The organism is Leifsonia poae, assembly GCF_050632865.1.
GTDB classification, from domain to species: Bacteria; Actinomycetota; Actinomycetes; order Actinomycetales; family Microbacteriaceae; genus Leifsonia; species Leifsonia poae_B.
Genome location: NZ_JBODSA010000001.1, coordinates 371,866 through 387,824 on the forward strand (window position 1 = coordinate 371,866; position 15,959 = coordinate 387,824).

Consider the following 15,959-nt stretch of genomic DNA (forward strand, 5'->3'; position numbering starts at 1 on the left):
GGGACGAGGAACACCCAGGTGACGCGCAACGACGAGGTCGAGACCCAGCTTCCGGGCATGGATGAGGCATCCGTCGCCGCGAAGCCCGGGCCCACCGGCCGTCCGCTGCGCGCCTTCCCGGTACCGGCCCCGCTCGCGCAGCACGGTCCCGCCAAGATCATCGCCCTCTGCAACCAGAAGGGCGGCGTCGGCAAGACGACGACGAGCATCAACCTCGGCGCGTCGCTCGCCGACTACGGCCGCCGCGTGCTGGCGGTTGACTTCGACCCGCAGGGCGCGCTGTCCGCGGGCCTCGGCGCGCGGACGCACGACGTCACGACGATCTACGACCTCCTGCTCAACCGCAACGCGGACGTGCAGGGCGCCATCCAGCAGACCTCCGTGCCGAACCTCGACATCATCCCGGCCAACATCGACCTGTCGGCCGCCGAGGTGCACCTCGTCAACGAGGTCGCCCGCGAGCAGATCCTGGCCGGCGTGCTGCGCAAGGTCGCGAACGACTACGACGTGATCCTGGTCGACTGCCAGCCCTCGCTCGGCATCCTCACCGTCAACGCCCTGACCGCGAGCCACGGCGTCCTCATCCCGCTCGAGTGCGAGTACTTCGCGCTGCGCGGCGTCGCCCTCCTCATCGAGACGATCGACAAGGTCCGCGAGCGCCTGAACCCGGCGATCGAGCTGGACGGCATCCTCGCCACCATGTACGACTCGCGCACGCTGCACTCCCGCGAGGTGCTGGAGCGCGTCGTCGACGCTTTCGGCGACCGCGTGCTCGAGACCGTCATCTCGCGCACGGTGAAGTTCCCGGACGCGTCGGTCGCGGCCACCCCGATCACGCAGTTCGCGCCCGAGCACCAGGCCGCGGAGGCGTACCGGCAGCTGGCGCGGGAACTGGTGTTCCGTGGCGCCGTCGCCTGACCTGCCCGACGTCGCGCAGCCGGAGGACGCCCCGGGCTTCCGCGTGTCCCTCGGCGACTTCGAGGGCCCGTTCGACCTGCTCCTGTCGCTGATCACCAAGCACGAGCTCGACATCACCGAGATCTCGCTCAGCAGGGTGACCGACGAGTTCATCGCCTACCTGCGCCAGCTCGACACCGACGACAGCCTGGATGAGGCGAGCGAGTTCCTGCTCGTCGCCGCGACCCTCCTCGACCTCAAGGTGGCCGGACTCCTGCCCCAGGGCGAGCTGGTGGACGCGGAGGACGTCGCGCTGCTCGAAGCCCGCGACCTCCTGTTCGCCCGCCTGCTGCAGTACCGCGCGTTCAAGGAGGCGTCGGCGTGGTTCGCGCAGCGGCTGGAGGCCGAGGGCGCCCGGCACGCGCGCCTGGTGCGGCTGGAGGACAAGTTCCGCCAGCGCACTCCGGAGCTGGTGTGGACGCTGAGCCTGGACGACTTCGCCGCCCTCGCGACCCTGGCCATGACGCCGCGCGAGGTGCCCGTCGTCGGGCTCGACCACCTGCACGCGCCGCTGGTCAGCATCCGCGAGCAGGCGGCGATCGTGGTCGGGATGCTGCGGCACGGCGAGCCGATGAGCTTCCGGCAGCTGGTGGCCGGCGCCGAGCAGAAGGGCGTGGTCGTCGCGCGGTTCCTCGCGGTGCTGGAGCTGTACCGGCGCGCGGCGCTCGCCTTCGAGCAGCTGGAGCCGCTGGGGGAGCTGACGCTGCGATGGACCGCCGAGCACTGGTCCGAGGAGAACCTTTCGAACTTGGGAGCCGACTATGACGGTTGAGGATGTGGCCGACGACGTCGTCGAGGACGTGGTCATCAGTGGCGACGAGGTGACGGACACCACCGAGGTGCCGGCGCCCGTCGAGGATGCGCAGATCGAGCGGGCGCTGGAGGCCATCCTGATGGTCGCCGACGAGCCGATGAGCCTGGTGACGCTGGCGACGGCGGTCGGCGCGCCCGTGAAGCGCGTGCGCGCGGCCATCGCCGCGCTGGTCGCCGACTTCGACGGCGAGGGCGGCGGCGTCCGGCGCGGGTTCGAGCTGCGCGAGGTGGGCGGCGGATGGCGCATCTACGTCCGCGAGGAGTTCGATGCCGTCGTCTCGGGCTACGTGCTGCAGCAGAACCCCACCAAGCTGTCCCAGGCGGCCCTGGAGACGCTGGCCGTGATCGCCTACAAGCAGCCGATCAGCCGCGGCGCCATCGCCTCCATCCGTGCCGTCAACGTGGACTCGGTGGTGCGGACGCTGCTCGGCCGCGGCCTGATCACGGAGCTGTTCACGGACAGCGAGACGGGTGCGATCAACTACGGGACCACCGACCTGCTGCTCAGCCAGCTCGGCATCAACTCCGTCGACGAGCTGCCGAAGATCTCGCCGCTGCTCAGCGACGGCGTGGACGGGTTCGAGGGCGATGTCCGCTGAGAACGGGACGCAGGGCTCGCAGGGCGAGCGTCTGCAGAAGGTGATGGCTGCCGCGGGCGTGGCGTCGCGGCGCGTGTCCGAGGAGCTGATCGTCGCCGGCCGGGTGACCGTGAACGGGAAGGTCGTCCAGGAGCTCGGCACCCGCGTCGACCCCGCCGTTGACAAGGTCGCGGTGGACGGCACGGCCGTGCAGCTGGACACCTCCCGCCGTTACGTCATGCTCAACAAGCCGGTCGGCGTGGTCAGCTCGATGCGCGACGAGCAGGGCCGGCCGGACCTGTCGCGGTTCACGGCGCAGTACCCGGAGCGGCTGTTCAACGTCGGGCGGCTGGATGCGGAGACCTCGGGCCTGCTCATCCTCACCAACGACGGCGAGCTGGCGCACGTGCTGGCGCATCCGTCGTTCGGGGTGACCAAGACGTACATCGCCCGCGTGCGCGGGGTGATGACGCCGCAGACGATCGGCCGCCTGACCAAGGGCGTCGAGCTGGAGGACGGGCCGATCGCCGCAGACAAGGCGCGGCTGCTGCAGTCGAACCAGCGGGACGGCGAGTCGCTGGTCGAGATCACGCTGCACTCCGGACGCAACCGGATCGTGCGGCGGATGCTCGCCGAGGTCGGGCACCCCGTGGTCGAGCTGGTCCGGCGGCAGTTCGGGCCGCTGCACCTCGGCACGCTGAAGGTCGGCCAGCTGCGCGACCTGACGAAGGACGAGCTCGGCAAACTGCTCACCATCTCCCGCGAGAACGGCTGAGGCACCACCACCCCCACGGCGAATGGCAGGGTGCGGAAAACGAGGGTCGGCGGCGCTGGCTAAGGTGGACGGGTGACTGACACTCCCGCCCGCCTCGCCGGCCCCGTCCGCGTCGTCGGCGCGGGGCTGCTCGGCGCGTCCGTCGGACTCGGGCTGCGCGCCCGCGGTGTCGACGTGGTGCTCGCCGACGCCTCGCCCGCCCACCTGCGGCTGGCGGCGGACTATGGCGCGGGTCGCATCGACGACGGGGAGTGGAGCCCGCGCTGATCGTGGTGGCCGTGCCGCCGGACCTGACCGGCCGGGTCGTCGCCGACGAGCTGGCGGCGCATCCGGATGCGGTGGTCACGGACGTGGCGAGCGTGAAGGTCGCGCCGCTGGCCGAATTGGAGGCGTCGGGCGCCGACCTGTCGCGCTACGTCGGCGGGCATCCGCTGGCCGGACGCGAGCGCGGCGGACCCTCGTCCGCGCGTGCCGACCTGTTCATCGGTCGGCCGTGGGTGGTCGCGGCGAGGCCGGAGAACCCGCGATCGGCGGTCAGCCTGGTCGAAGCGCTCATCCTCGACCTCGGCGCCACCCCGGTCGAGATGGCCGCCGACGAGCACGACGCCGCCGTCGCCCTCGTCTCGCACGCGCCGCAGATCGTCTCGTCGCTCATGGCGAAGCGGCTGGCCGACTCGCCGGATGCGGCGCTCGCGCTGGCCGGGCAGGGCGTCCGCGACGTGACCCGCATCGCGGCGAGCGAGCCGGAGCTGTGGGTGCAGATCCTCGGGGCGAACGCGCCCGCGATCGTCGAGATCCTGCGGGCCTACCGGGACGACCTCGACCGCGTGCTGGTCGCGCTCGGCGACGTCGACGCAGTTGGGGCGCGCCGCACGATCGCGGAGGAGATCGCCGGCGGCAACACCGGTGTCTCGCGGCTCCCCGGCAAGCACGGCCAGGACCGCAGGTATGCGCGCTTCGTGGTGATGGTCGAGGACCGCCCGGGCGAGCTGGCCCGGCTGCTGCACGAGCTCGGCGAGCTCGGCGTCAACATGGAGGACCTGCGGCTGGAGCACTCGCCGGGCGCGCCGTTCGGCCTCGCCGACATCGCGGTGCTGCCCGAGGTCGAGCACCGCACCGTGACGGACCTGACCGAACGTGGATGGAGGATCACCGGATGACCGAGACGATCGTGGTCGCGGTCGACGGACCCGCGGGCAGCGGCAAGTCGAGCGTCAGCAAGGCGGCCGCGCGCCGGCTGGGCTGGGCGTACCTGGACACCGGCGCCGCCTACCGCGCGCTGAGCTGGTACGTGGTCGCGCGCGAGCTCGACCCGACGGACGCTGGCGCCGTCATCGATGCGCTGCCCGACTTCGACTACCGGATCGGGACCGACCCGGACACCTACCACGTGTTCGTCGGCGACACCGACGTGACCGCGACCATCCGCACCCCGGAGGTGACCGCCGTCGTCGCTCCGATCGCGCGCGTGCCCGAGGTACGGGAATTCCTCACGCAGCTGTTCCGCGACATCATCCGGCACACGGACCGCGACGGGATCGTGGTCGAAGGACGCGACATCACCACCGTGGTGTGCCCGGATGCGCCCGTCCGCATCCTGCTCACCGCCGACGAAGCCGTTAGAATGGCCAGGCGTTCCGCGGAGCTGACCGGCCATTCCGCCGCCCACGTCGGTGAGGCCCTGAGGAGGCGCGACGCGGCGGACTCCCGCGTCGTCGACTTCATGAACGCCGCAGAAGGCGTCACCACGGTCGACTCCACCGACCTCGACTTCGACCAGACCGTTGACGCGGTCATCCAGGTCGTACAGAAAGCAGCACATGTCTGACATCGAAAACGAGCCCACCGGCGACGACGACCTCGTCGCACGGCTCTCCGACCTCGACGAGGACCTTGCGGTCCAGCGCGCCAACGCGCTGCGCAGCGGCCTCGAGGAGTACGAGCTCGACGAGAGCGACCTCGACATCCTCGACATCGCCGGTGAGGACGTCGAGGGCATCACCTACCTGCCCGCGCTCCCGGTGCTGGCGATCGTCGGCCGCCCGAACGTGGGCAAGTCCGCGCTCGTCAACCGCATCCTGGGCCGCCGCGAGGCCGTCGTCGAGGACACCCCCGGCGTCACGCGCGACCGCGTGTCGTACCAGGCGGAGTGGAACGGCCGCCGCTTCACGCTCGTCGACACCGGCGGCTGGGAGCCCGACGCCCGCGGCATCGACGCGTCCGTCGCCGCGCAGGCCGAGGTCGCCATCGACCTGGCCGACGCGGTCCTCTTCGTGGTGGATGCGACTGTCGGCGCGACATCGACCGATGAGCACGTCGTCCGGCTGCTCCGCAAGACCAAGAAGCCCGTCTTCCTCGCCGCCAACAAGGTGGACGACGCCCGCCAGGAGCCGTACGCGACCGAGCTGTGGTCGCTGGGCCTGGGCGAGCCGCATCCGGTCTCGGCCCTGCACGGCCGCGGCGTCGCCGACCTGCTGGACGAGATCCTGAAGGTCCTGCCGGAGGAGTCTGCGGTCGCCAAGCGCGAGATCGGCGGACCCCGCCGCGTCGCGATCATCGGTCGCCCGAACGTCGGCAAGTCGTCTCTTCTGAACAAGACGGCGGGCGAGGAGCGCGTGGTCGTCAACGAGCTCGCGGGCACCACCCGCGACCCGGTGGACGAGCAGGTGGAGCTCGGCGGCAAGGTGTGGCGCTTCGTCGACACCGCCGGCATCCGCCGTCGCGTGCACCTGCAGCAGGGCGCCGACTTCTATGCGTCGCTCCGCACCTCCACCGCGCTGGAGAAGGCGGAGGTCGCCGTCGTCGTGCTCGACGTGAGCGAGCCGATCAGCGAGCAGGACGTCCGCATCATCGACCTCGTCCTCGAGTCGGGCCGCGCCCTGGTCCTCGCCTTCAACAAGTGGGACCTGCTCGACGACGACCGCCGCCGCTACCTGGAGCGCGAGATCGAGCAGGACCTCGCGCACGTCTCCTGGGCGCCGCGCGTCAACATCTCGGCGCGCACCGGCCGTCACCTCGAGAAGCTGGTGCCCGCGCTGGAGCTCGCGCTCGAGTCGTGGGACACCCGCATCCCGACGGGCAAGTTCAACGCCTTCCTGGCTGAGCTGACCGCGGCGCACCCCCACCCGGTCCGCGGCGGCAAGCAGCCGCGCATCCTGTTCGGCACCCAGGCGTCGAGCCGTCCGCCGACATTCGTGGTCTTCACGACGGGGTTCCTGGACCCGGGGTACCGGCGCTACATCATCCGCCGGCTCCGCGAGGTCTACGGCTTCGAGGGAACGCCCATCGTCCTCAACATGCGGGTCCGCGAGAAGCGCAAGCGCTAGCCCCGTCGCTGGAAGGCGACGTCGAGGACGGGCGCGAAGGCGTCCGGCGGGTGGATGACCACCACGGGTGCTGTGCCGCCCGGGAACAGGCGAGCGACGTCGGACGGATCGGCGCGGTCGTCGACCGTGATGTCGACGGCCTCGCGCCAGCGGCCGTCCGAGAGCCGCTGCAGCGTGGCCTCCCACGTGATCCCGGGCGTCTCCCCGCGCCTGCAGCCGCAGGTGGATGCCGACCGCGCGACGCCGCGCGAGGAGGGACAGCAGGCCGCGATAGACCGCCGTCCGTCCCGCCGCGACCAGCCACGGGTCGAGCACCCGGACGAGGATGTCGGCGTTCCAGAGGATGGTCGTCGCGAACCCGCTGCGTGACTGGTAGACGTCCACGGCGATCACGCCGGGAAGCCGCCGCACCGTCTGGCGCAGTGTCCCGCGCGTGATGCCCTCTTCCACCGTGCTGTGCAGGTACAGCGGGACCGACGGACGCGGTGGCAGCCCCGGCCGCACGGCCGCCCGATCGTGGATGCGCTGCGCACCGCGCAGGAACGGCGCGAGCTCCGCGAGCAGCGCGCCGACGCGCTCGTCCGGAGGCTCCGCCTCCACCATCGCAGCCGTGTCCGCGTAGGCCGTCGACGCGTGCAGCGCGCCGATCTTGAAGCCCACCCCGAGCGGAGGCCGCGCCTTCACCGTGAGGAACGGTCGGCCGCCGTCCGCTCGCAGCGGGTTCTCGCGTCCCTCTACGCGCGGCACCGGGTCGAGCACATGCTCCAGCGCCAGCACCGCGATCGAATCCGGCACGGGGATGCGTCCGAGCGGCGACCCCGCGACGACGAGGTGCGTCACCGTGAAGCCCTCGTCGACCGCCGCCGTCGCGACCTGCGCGGCGATCATCCCGCCCAGGCTGAAGCCGGCGAGGCACACCGGCTCGCCGGGACGCACGCCCGCCAGGCGGAGCGTTTCGATCGCCGCGCGCGTCACGGTGGGCCGTTCGTCACCGCCGATCATGAGGTCGGCCGTCAGGTCGTTCGGCGCCGCGCCCGCACGCGGGTGCCACGTCCTCGTGCTCGCGAACTGGGCGATCCAGCGTCGCCCGTCCGGTGCGTCCACCTCCACGAGCCGAACGAGGGCGGTGTCGGGACGGTCGTCGAGGTCCGGGTCGCAGAGGTCGTCGATCTCCCGCTGGCTGAGCAGCACCTCCCGCAGCGTCCGGATCGCGCGCCGCCGCATCGCGCCCGCGGCGATGCCCGGTTGGCCCAGGGGGTCGGGGGAGGGTCCGAGCGGCAGGCCGAGGAGCCCCGCCGGCACGTCGGGCAGGCCCGGGGTCGGCGTGTAGTCGTCACCGCGCGCGGGGTCGTTCCACCAGTCGAGCACATCCTTGATCAGCGGGAAGGCCCGCGCGAGGAAGTCGTCATACGGCACGATCACGGCGTCCTGGCCGTCGCGGAGGAGACCGCGGCGGTGTCCGAGACCGACGACCTTGCGCAGGAGCGCGGGCAGCGTGAACACCGCGACGTATGGGCGCGCCCGCCACCGGGGGAGGAAGACGCCGATGAGCGAGACGAGCAACGCCACGGGCGCCAGCAACCAACCCGCGAACCGCGCGATTCCGCCGATGGCACGCGGGGCCAGCGACAGGTAGAGCCCGCTCAGCGCGATCCGCCGGGCACGGCGCGACACCGGCGCGGGCGTGCCGAACGGATACGGGATGGTCTGCTGCCGCTGAATCCAGAACCACACCCACGCCGCCGCGACGCCGATCAGCCACCCGACCAGCGCGACGACACCGGCCACCACGCCGAGGACCAGCAGCAGGATTCCGAGAGCGAGCACGACCGGGATGGCGACGACGAGACCGAGGAGGAACGCCAGACGGCCGCCGGCCGTGCGCCCCCGCCACAGCTGCGGGGACGGCTGCGACGGCATGCCGCCAGCCTAGACCGCGGCCTCCGACATCCCTTCGGCTTCGATGCGTATGCATGAATCGCCGGAGCGCAAGAGCGACACACCGGCGCACGCTGTGAAAGATCGCACGAAACCGCCCCCAAAGAAGGGGCGACCAGAAGGGGGTATTTGTACCCCGGCTTGTCCTCACTAGTGTGGACAACCGGAAGCCACCCGACCGCGCCCACCCGAGGGCCGGGCTTCCGAACCCGATCAAGGACGCATACCCGAAAATGAGTTCTACAACCCAATACACCCCTGCCCGAAAGCGCCAGCTCGGCTCCGAGAAGCGCACCGAACCGCTCCCGACGGTCCACCCGAAGCCGTCCGACCGCAAGATCACCTGGAGCCGCGTCGCCATCGTGCTGACCGTGCTGTTCTGGGCCATCTACGTCGTCACCACGATCATCCGCCAGTTCATCGACAGCGGCAGCCAGAACTTCCGCTTCACGATGGAGGCGATCGGCTACACGGTCGTCGTGACCTTCCTCACCTTCTCGGCCCTCATGTACCTGGTGGCCCGGCAGGGTGCGCTGCAGCGCTTCCAGAAGCACGTCCGCGTTCCGCGCGCCGAGCTGGACCGCCACTTCGCGGAGAACCAGCCCAGCATCACCGTGCTCGTGCCGTCGTACGCGGAGGAGCCGGAGGTCGTCAAGATGACCCTCCTCTCCGCCGCGCTGCAGGAGTTCCCGTCGAAGCGGGTCGTCCTGCTCCTCGACGACAACCCCAACCCGACCGACCCGGCCGTCCGCGAACGGCTCGAGGCGACCCGCGACCTCGCGCACGACATCAGTGCCATGCTCGCTGAGCCGCGGTTCCGCTTCTCGGACGCGCTCCTGCGCTACGAGCTGGGCGACACCGGCGTCTACGCCACCGATGAGGCCGGCCTCGAGCTCGCCGAGCACTACCGCTGGGCCGCGCAGTGGCTCTACGAGCAGGCCGACGCCCACACCGTCGAGGACCACGTCGACGTCTTCTTCGCCGACCAGGTGCTCCGCGCCCTCGGCGACGACCTGGCGCTCACCGGCGAGGCCGTCGCCGCGGCGATCGCGGAGGGCGCGTCCCTCACCTCCAAGCGCGTCGCGCAGCTCTACCGCCGCCTCGCCTGGACCTTCGACGCCGAGCTCGCCGTCTTCGAGCGCAAGAAGTGGGCGTCGCTGTCGCACGAGGCGAACAAGGCGATGAACCTCAACGCCTACATCGGCCTGATGGGCGGCACCTACCGCGTCGAGGAGACGCCGGAGGGCCCCATCCTGAACGCGGTGCCCGCCGGCCAGCGCCGTGCCGGTGACGTCGAGATCCCGGACAGCGACTTCCTCCTGACGCTGGACGCCGACTCCATCCTGCTGCGCGAGTACTGCCTCCGGCTCACCTACTTCCTGCAGCAGCCCGACAACGCGCGCGTCGCGGTCACCCAGACCCCGTACTCGTCGTTCCGCGGCGCCGGCACCCGCATCGAGCGCCTGGCCGGTGCGACCACCGACATCCAGCACATCCTGCACCAGGGAAAGTCGTACTACGGGGCGACCTTCTGGGTGGGCGCGAACGCGGTCATCCGCAAGCGCGCGCTGGACGACATCGTCGAGACCGAGTTCGTCGGCGGGTTCGAGGTGCGCCGGTACATCCAGGACCGCACGGTCATCGAGGACACCGAGTCGAGCATCGACCTCGGCACCCACGGCTGGACGCTGTCCAACTACCCGGAACGCCTCAGCTACTCGGCCACCCCGCCGGACTTCGGCTCGCTGATCGTCCAGCGCCGACGGTGGGCGAACGGCGGACTCCTCATCCTGCCGAAACTCTGGCGTCAGGTGAAGGAGCGGAAGCGCCGCGGCGAGACCGTGTCGAAGATCGAGCTGCTGCTGCGCGTCAACTACATGGCGTCGATCAGCTGGGCGAGCTTCGGCCTGATCTTCCTGCTGGCCTACCCGTACGACGGCCGCCTGCTCAGCCCGATGGTGCTGCTCGCCGCGCTGCCGTACTTCATCAGCCAGGCCGCGGACCTCCGCTACAGCGGCTACAAGGCCACCGACATCTTCCGGATCTACGGCTTCAACCTGATCCTGCTGCCGGTGAACCTCGCCGGTGTGCTCAAGTCGATCCAGCAGTCGCTGACCGGCAAGAAGATCCCGTTCGCCCGCACGCCGAAGGTGAAGAACCGCACCGCCTCGCCGCTGCTCTACGTGGTCGCGCCGCTCGCGATCGTCGGGTTCTCGCTGTTCACCCTGTGGCGCGATGTCAACGCGCACAACTGGGGCAACGCCGCGTTCGCCGCGTTCAACGCGACGCTGGCCATCTGGGCGATCATCGCCTACATCGGCCCGTGGAACACCATCGTCGACATCTGGCTCGGGATGACGAAGCCGCTCTACGTCTCCACCTCGCGGAAGGGCACGGCGGACGTCGCACAGCCGGCCACGGCCTCCCTCGACTGGCGCTCCGTGCTGTACCACGGGCACACCGGCGGCGAGGTGCCGCACCTGGCCGGTGTCGGCGCGGTCGTGGAGCCGGCGGCTGCGTCGGCCGAAAGTGCGGAATCCGACTCCGACTCCGCCGCCGCTTCCGCCGCTTCCGCCTCGAACGAGAAGCAGGCCGCCTGATGTCGAAGCAGAAGAAGGCGACGGCCGCCGACGCCGTCGAGCGGGCTCAGGCCCCCGAGGCCGACAGCGGCCGCCGTCTCTCGCCGTGGCGCGTGATCGGCGCCGGGCTCGTCGCCGTCATCGTCGTCTCCGCCGGTGCGGTCGGCCTCCAGTGGTGGAGCGCCCGCGCCGCGGTCGACGCGAAGCCGTGGTTCGCCTCCTACGTGGATGTGACCGCGACCCCGCGGTTCGCGTTCGAGAACCTGGGCGGCACGTCGACGAAGGACGCGGTCCTCTCGTTCGTGGTGTCCTCGAAGGACGACGGATGCGAGCCCAGCTGGGGCGCCGCGTACTCGCTCGACGAGGCCCGCGGCTCCCTCGACCTGGACCGCCGCATCGCGCGCCTGCAGCAGCAGGGCGGGACGGTCGCCGTCTCGTTCGGCGGCCAGCGGAACGACGAGCTCGCCGTCGGCTGCGACGACGAGTCGAAGCTGAAGGACGCCTACGCCGCGGTCGTCGACCGCTACAAGATCGGGACGATCGACCTCGACCTCGAGGGCGCCGGCCTCACGAACCGCGACGCCGCCGAGCGCCGCGCCTCCGCGATCGCCGCGCTGCAGCAGGAGCGCCGTGCCGCGGGCAAGGGGCTCGCCGTCTGGCTGACCCTCCCCGTCGCGCCGACCGGTCTGACCGCCGACGGGACGGACGCGATCGCCGCCATGCTGAAGGCGAAGGTCGACATCGCCGGTGTCAACGTCATGACCATGGACTTCGGCGACGCCAAGAACGCCAAGACCTCCATGGCGAAGACCGCTGAGCAGGCGGTCTCCGCTACTCAGCGCCAGCTGGGCATCCTGTACGACCGCGCGAAGCTGCACCAGAGCGACCCGAGCCTGTGGGCGAAGCTCGGCGCGACCCCGATGATCGGCCAGAACGACATCGAGGCCGAGGTCTTCTCGCTCGCCGACGCCGCCTCCTTCAACACGTGGGCCGTGTCCAACGGTCTCGGCCGCATGTCGATGTGGTCGGCGAACCGGGACAAGACCTGCGGCTCGAACTACGTCGACCTGACCGTCGTGTCGGACGCCTGCAGCGGCGTCAGCCAGGGCAAGAAGACGTTCGCCGGCCTGCTCGCGAAGGGCTTCGACGGCCGGATCGGACTGGGGGAGGGCCAGGTCACCACGGCCGAGCCGACCTCCGCCGCGGCCGCTGACGACCCGTCCACCTCGCCGTACCCGATCTGGGCGACGAAGAACTCGTACCTGAAGGGCGCGAAGGTGGTCTGGCACCACAACGTGTACCAGGCCAAGTGGTGGACCAAGGGCGACGTCCCGGATAACCCCGTGCTGAACGCGTGGGAGACGCCGTGGGAGCTGGTGGGCCCGGTGCTGCCGGGCGAGACGCCCATCCCGCAACCGACCCTGCCGGCCGGGACGTACCCGAACTGGAGCGGGACGACCGCGTACGACAAGGGCCAGCGCATCCTGTTCGACGGTGTGCCCTACGAGGCCAAGTGGTGGACGCAGGGTGACAGCCCCGAGGCCGCCAGCGCCGACCCCGACTCGTCGCCGTGGGTGCCGCTCACGCAGGACGAGATCGACCAGATCGTCGGCGGCTCCACGAGCCGCTGAACCAGAATCGGCGGCGGGACGCTGACTCCCCCATCGCGTCCCGTCGCCGACCCCACCTGGACTCCCGCTGCGGGGCGGGAGCGTCCGGGCGCCCGCGCGCCGTGAAGTCGGCCGGTACGCGGAGCAGTGCCGGCGGGGACGCGTGTGCCTTCGGGTGGTGCACGGTGTCGCCGCCGGCACGATAGGTTTGCCCCGAGAGATTCGGGGGGATCGCATGAGATCACTGAGGGGGATGACGCTGTCGGCGGGGTCGCCGCGGCGTCGCTATTGGCACTGTCCGGCTGCGCCGGGGAGCGGCCGTCGGGAGCTCGGCTGAGCCCGCGACGACGGTCGCCGCGACGGTCACGGCCACGCCGTCGCCGGCGTCGGGCGATGAGCCGCTGGATGCGCTCTCGGCCTGGACAGCGTGCGCCGTCCTGGCCCAAGAGGTCTACGCGAAGGACGAGCCGACGGCCAAGGAGATGCCGTACAACCCGGCCCACCCGCCGACGCAGAATGCGGACGGATCGTGGCAGGTGACCATCGGCTTCCCGATCGAGCCGCCGGTCCAGGGCGCTGGGTCGGTCATCGTCGTCTGCCACCTGTCCGGCACCAAGGGCGAGCCCAAGCTCCTCGACTGGGCGACGAAGGACGTCTGATCGCGCGTGCGCGAGGCACCCCGCCGACACGGTAGGATGGATGGGTTGCCTCGCGCGGAGCTCCGGCCCGCGTGCGACGACATCGGGCTGTGGCGCAGTTTGGTAGCGCACTTGACTGGGGGTCAAGGGGTCGCAGGTTCAAATCCTGTCAGCCCGACAGAGAAAGCCCCGGCGAATCAAGGAATTGATTCGCCGGGGTTTTCTGCGTTTGACGCACTCAGTGCTGTTCTGTGTGCACTCTGTGTGCACTAGCCCTCGGAACAGCCGCCGCGACCTTCGCGGAGGCGTCGCGATCCGCGCGCGCAATAAGGTGCGAATACAGGTCCGCAGTGATGCTCACCGACGAGTGCCCGAGCATTTTTGACACCAGCGCGATATCTGCCCCATGAGACAGCAAAAGCGAAGCGGACTCGTGCCGGAGGCCGTGGAGGGGCATGCGGGGCAAACCGCTTTGCGCCCGCAGCTTCTCGAAGAGGCGAGTAACGTACTGCGGCTTGAGCGGTTCCCCAGTCGGATAGGTGAACACGTATCCGCTGTCTGTCCATGCACCCTCAAGCGTTTCGGCTTCCTCGCGCTGACGAAGCTGCCATGCGAGCAAGACTCCTCCGACCTGATCGGGGTAGCTAATCGTTCGGCGGCCCGCATCGGTCTTGGGTGCGCCTTCTACGATGCGAGAGCCGGTGCTCGTGCGGTTGTTCCGAATGGTGAGGGTGCCCCTTTCGAAGTTCACATCGGACCATCTCAGCCCGAGCGCTTCGCCACGTCGCATCCCGGTGTATGCGAGCACTTCGAACAGCGCTCCGAGCCGGTGAGCCACGGCCACGTCGAGGAACGTTCCCAACTGCTCCGGTTCCCACGGTTCGAAGCTCTGCTTCTGGACGCTCGGTAGACGGATGCCCGCGCCGGGGTTGTGGTCGATCAGCTCGTCCTGCCAAGCGGCTTTCAGCGATCCCTGCACGACGGCGGCGATTCGCCGCACAGTTGTCGCTCCGCGGCCCTGTGCGGTCAGCTCGGACACGAATCCGTTGACGTGGTACTTCCGAATGTCCGTGAGCTTCATGCGCCCCAGCGCGGACGGCTTGATATCGCTCGCGATGTATCGGGCGTAATTGTCCTCTGTGGTTGGCCGGAATCCGTCGCCGGTGGTCAGTCGATGCTGAAACCACTGGTCGATGTACTCGCCGTACGTCTGCCGCGTCGGTGGGACGTATACGCCGTCGTCGGCTTTCTTGCCCTCCGATCGGTACGCGGCCTGCGCCTCACGCTTGGTGCGATATCCCGTACGTCGGATCTGACGGCGCTTGTTGGTTTTGGGGTCGCGGCCGGCGGACAGGTAGAAGCCCCATCCGCCGTGCGTGGGGTCCGTCGCCATCTTCGGGCAGGCTTTCGCCAGTTGATCCGGGGACGCATTGTCGCGCAGTACCGGGTATTGCTTGCCGTCGTGTTCGCAACCGCAGCGACGGTAAAGGTAGTCAGCCATATGACTGCGCCTCCTTTTCAGTAGATCGTTGTGTCTCACGTGGCGGCAGGACGGCAGGGGCAGGTGAAACATGCGTTGCACCTGCCCCGACCGTCGCGGCCTCAGTGCGACTCAACCTCTCGCGTGATGCGGTCCAGTCGCGCAGCCTGTTCCCGGAAGAGAGCGGGAAGGGCCTCGTAGACCGTCGCCAGGCGGCGGAGGTCATCGGCCGTCAGATCGTCGTACGTCCCCTCGAGCCACACTTGAGCGTGAGGGGTGTTGAGGCCGTCGCGGGTGAGGGACACCTGAACCTCCCCGTTGTCGAAGTCGGCGTCGGCGTGGTGCGCCCACTGAGAGGCGAGAACGCCGGGCTCGTGCCAGCCGCCGTCGCAGCCGGGGAAGTCGCACGGTGTCGCCTTCGCCGTTGCGTACGCGGCCTTAAGTGCCTCCGTGTCCGCACGGTTGTCGGTGGTGTGGGTGCCGGTAGCCTTGTTGATGTTCATTTCGATGCGCTTCCTTTCGAGTGTTGGTTGCATCGGTTTGGGCTGCCCCTGCGTCTGTTGCCTCAGATGCGGGGGCGTTTCCTTTCAATCCCCGGTGGATTCCGGGGAAGTCGTCTCGCCGCCACGTGAGCCGTCAGCCGGGCCAAGGTGGCCCCGCTTACGGGCTTCGCCTACCCATCGAGCAGCGGTGGAGTAGGGCTTGTTGAAGTGATGCGCTACGGCTTGCGTGGGGTTCTTCCCTGCGGTCCAAGCGTCGCGATATACCTCTGCGATTTCGGCGCTAAGCGCGTCCGACATCCGTCGTCGCTCGCGAACCTCCTGCGAGGGATGACGCATTTTGGCGCGCGCGATGGATTCGGCCTCCCTGTGTACTTCCTCGGCGTCCAGGTCGAATATCGCACCCAGCAGTGGGCGTACGTCCTCCGGTGGCAGATATCCCTCGGACGACGTGAGACCAACGATGGCGTGCTGTTTCCACCACGAAAGTGGGCGAACATTAGCGAGCCTTTCGATCGCGCTGTCGGTATCTACGGTCGGACTTATTACGCCGGCCAGGGTCACGCTGCTCGCATCGGTGTCGGCAAGAAAGAGAATCAGGCATGCGAACTCGTCGGTCACTGATGCCACGAGCGTCTGAAAGCGTTTCGGATAGGTGACCGCCCCTACTTGAGCGTCGGGTGTACCTCGCTGATCAGAAGGCACAACTGCCCACCCTCGTGCTACGTGCGTGACGTAGCCCTCCGGGTTTCCGAAGTCGTACGC

General features: G+C 69.7%; 14 protein-coding genes, 1 tRNA gene and 1 pseudogene. 13 read left to right on the plus strand and 3 right to left on the minus strand.

Going from position 1 to position 15,959, the window contains the following annotated elements:
* The first annotated feature begins 18 nt into the window (after positions 1–18).
* The 13 genes and pseudogenes from ACRAWB_RS01760 (at position 19) to ACRAWB_RS01820 (ending at position 13,392) form a co-directional block, all read left to right on the plus strand.
* Positions 19–918 (plus strand): ParA family protein, encoded by a 900-nt coding sequence (locus ACRAWB_RS01760; protein WP_431351777.1) that lies wholly within the window; start codon positions 19–21, stop codon positions 916–918.
* A complete protein-coding gene (locus ACRAWB_RS01765; protein WP_431351778.1) occupies positions 902–1,729 on the plus strand; it encodes a segregation and condensation protein A in 828 nt (275 codons plus the stop codon). Before ACRAWB_RS01760 ends, ACRAWB_RS01765 begins: the two co-directional genes overlap by 17 nt.
* Positions 1,719–2,369, plus strand: coding sequence for an SMC-Scp complex subunit ScpB (gene scpB / locus ACRAWB_RS01770; protein ID WP_431351779.1), 651 nt, complete (start codon positions 1,719–1,721; stop codon positions 2,367–2,369). Before ACRAWB_RS01765 ends, scpB begins: the two co-directional genes overlap by 11 nt.
* Positions 2,359–3,123 (plus strand): pseudouridine synthase, encoded by a 765-nt coding sequence (locus tag ACRAWB_RS01775; RefSeq protein ID WP_431351780.1) that lies wholly within the window; start codon positions 2,359–2,361, stop codon positions 3,121–3,123. The genes scpB and ACRAWB_RS01775 overlap by 11 nt, the downstream gene beginning before the upstream one ends.
* A gap of 72 nt (positions 3,124–3,195) precedes the next feature.
* Positions 3,196–4,283: pseudogene (locus ACRAWB_RS01780) on the plus strand (prephenate dehydrogenase).
* Positions 4,280–4,951, plus strand: a complete 672-nt coding sequence (gene cmk / locus ACRAWB_RS01785) for a (d)CMP kinase (protein ID WP_431351781.1) — start codon at positions 4,280–4,282, stop codon at positions 4,949–4,951. Before ACRAWB_RS01780 ends, cmk begins: the two are co-directional and overlap by 4 nt.
* Positions 4,944–6,449: a ribosome biogenesis GTPase Der gene (gene der, locus ACRAWB_RS01790; protein ID WP_431351782.1), complete on the plus strand. Its 1,506-nt coding sequence runs from the start codon at positions 4,944–4,946 to the stop codon at positions 6,447–6,449. Before cmk ends, der begins: the two co-directional genes overlap by 8 nt.
* A gap of 54 nt (positions 6,450–6,503) precedes the next feature.
* Positions 6,504–6,818, plus strand: coding sequence for a hypothetical protein (locus ACRAWB_RS01795; protein ID WP_431351783.1), 315 nt, complete (start codon positions 6,504–6,506; stop codon positions 6,816–6,818).
* A gap of 147 nt (positions 6,819–6,965) precedes the next feature.
* Positions 6,966–8,426, plus strand: coding sequence for a hypothetical protein (locus ACRAWB_RS01800; protein ID WP_431351784.1), 1,461 nt, complete (start codon positions 6,966–6,968; stop codon positions 8,424–8,426).
* Between the two features lie 194 nt (positions 8,427–8,620).
* Positions 8,621–10,987: a glycosyltransferase family 2 protein gene (locus tag ACRAWB_RS01805; RefSeq protein ID WP_431351785.1), complete on the plus strand. Its 2,367-nt coding sequence runs from the start codon at positions 8,621–8,623 to the stop codon at positions 10,985–10,987.
* The gene (locus tag ACRAWB_RS01810; RefSeq protein ID WP_431351786.1) at positions 10,987–12,597 is read left to right on the plus strand and encodes a chitinase; all 1,611 of its coding nucleotides are present in this window, start codon (positions 10,987–10,989) and stop codon (positions 12,595–12,597) included. Before ACRAWB_RS01805 ends, ACRAWB_RS01810 begins: the two co-directional genes overlap by 1 nt.
* Before the next feature lie 461 nt (positions 12,598–13,058).
* Positions 13,059–13,235 (plus strand): hypothetical protein, encoded by a 177-nt coding sequence (locus ACRAWB_RS01815; protein WP_431351787.1) that lies wholly within the window; start codon positions 13,059–13,061, stop codon positions 13,233–13,235.
* Positions 13,236–13,318: 83 nt separating this feature from the next.
* A tRNA-Pro gene (locus tag ACRAWB_RS01820) sits at positions 13,319–13,392 on the plus strand.
* A 60-nt stretch (positions 13,393–13,452) separates the two neighbouring features.
* On the opposite strand, the gene ACRAWB_RS01825 is transcribed toward ACRAWB_RS01820, so the two are convergent.
* From ACRAWB_RS01825 to ACRAWB_RS01835, 3 genes are all read right to left on the minus strand, one after another.
* Positions 13,453–14,715 carry a tyrosine-type recombinase/integrase gene (locus ACRAWB_RS01825; RefSeq protein ID WP_431351788.1) on the minus strand — a complete coding sequence of 421 codons (1,263 nt, stop codon included), beginning with the start codon at positions 14,713–14,715 and terminating at the stop codon, positions 13,453–13,455.
* A 101-nt stretch (positions 14,716–14,816) separates the two neighbouring features.
* Positions 14,817–15,197: a hypothetical protein gene (locus ACRAWB_RS01830; RefSeq protein ID WP_431351789.1), complete on the minus strand. Its 381-nt coding sequence runs from the start codon at positions 15,195–15,197 to the stop codon at positions 14,817–14,819.
* Positions 15,198–15,281: 84 nt separating this feature from the next.
* Positions 15,282–15,815 (minus strand): hypothetical protein, encoded by a 534-nt coding sequence (locus ACRAWB_RS01835; protein ID WP_431351790.1) that lies wholly within the window; start codon positions 15,813–15,815, stop codon positions 15,282–15,284.
* Positions 15,816–15,959 lie beyond the last annotated feature (144 nt).

What these genes read in the sequence shown, in the direction of transcription:
- scpB (WP_431351779.1), top strand. Translation starts at nt 1,719, where the DNA reads ATGACGGTTGAGGATGTGGCCGACGACGTCGTCGAGGACGTGGTCATC.
- ACRAWB_RS01775 (WP_431351780.1), top strand. Translation starts at nt 2,359, where the DNA reads ATGTCCGCTGAGAACGGGACGCAGGGCTCGCAGGGCGAGCGTCTGCAG.
- cmk (WP_431351781.1), top strand. Translation starts at nt 4,280, where the DNA reads ATGACCGAGACGATCGTGGTCGCGGTCGACGGACCCGCGGGCAGCGGC.
- der (WP_431351782.1), top strand. Translation starts at nt 4,944, where the DNA reads ATGTCTGACATCGAAAACGAGCCCACCGGCGACGACGACCTCGTCGCA.
- ACRAWB_RS01795 (WP_431351783.1), top strand. Translation starts at nt 6,504, where the DNA reads ATGACCACCACGGGTGCTGTGCCGCCCGGGAACAGGCGAGCGACGTCG.
- ACRAWB_RS01805 (WP_431351785.1), top strand. Translation starts at nt 8,621, where the DNA reads ATGAGTTCTACAACCCAATACACCCCTGCCCGAAAGCGCCAGCTCGGC.
- ACRAWB_RS01810 (WP_431351786.1), top strand. Translation starts at nt 10,987, where the DNA reads ATGTCGAAGCAGAAGAAGGCGACGGCCGCCGACGCCGTCGAGCGGGCT.
- ACRAWB_RS01815 (WP_431351787.1), top strand. Translation starts at nt 13,059, where the DNA reads ATGCCGTACAACCCGGCCCACCCGCCGACGCAGAATGCGGACGGATCG.
- ACRAWB_RS01825 (WP_431351788.1), bottom strand. Translation starts at nt 14,715, where the DNA reads ATGGCTGACTACCTTTACCGTCGCTGCGGTTGCGAACACGACGGCAAG.
- ACRAWB_RS01830 (WP_431351789.1), bottom strand. Translation starts at nt 15,197, where the DNA reads ATGAACATCAACAAGGCTACCGGCACCCACACCACCGACAACCGTGCG.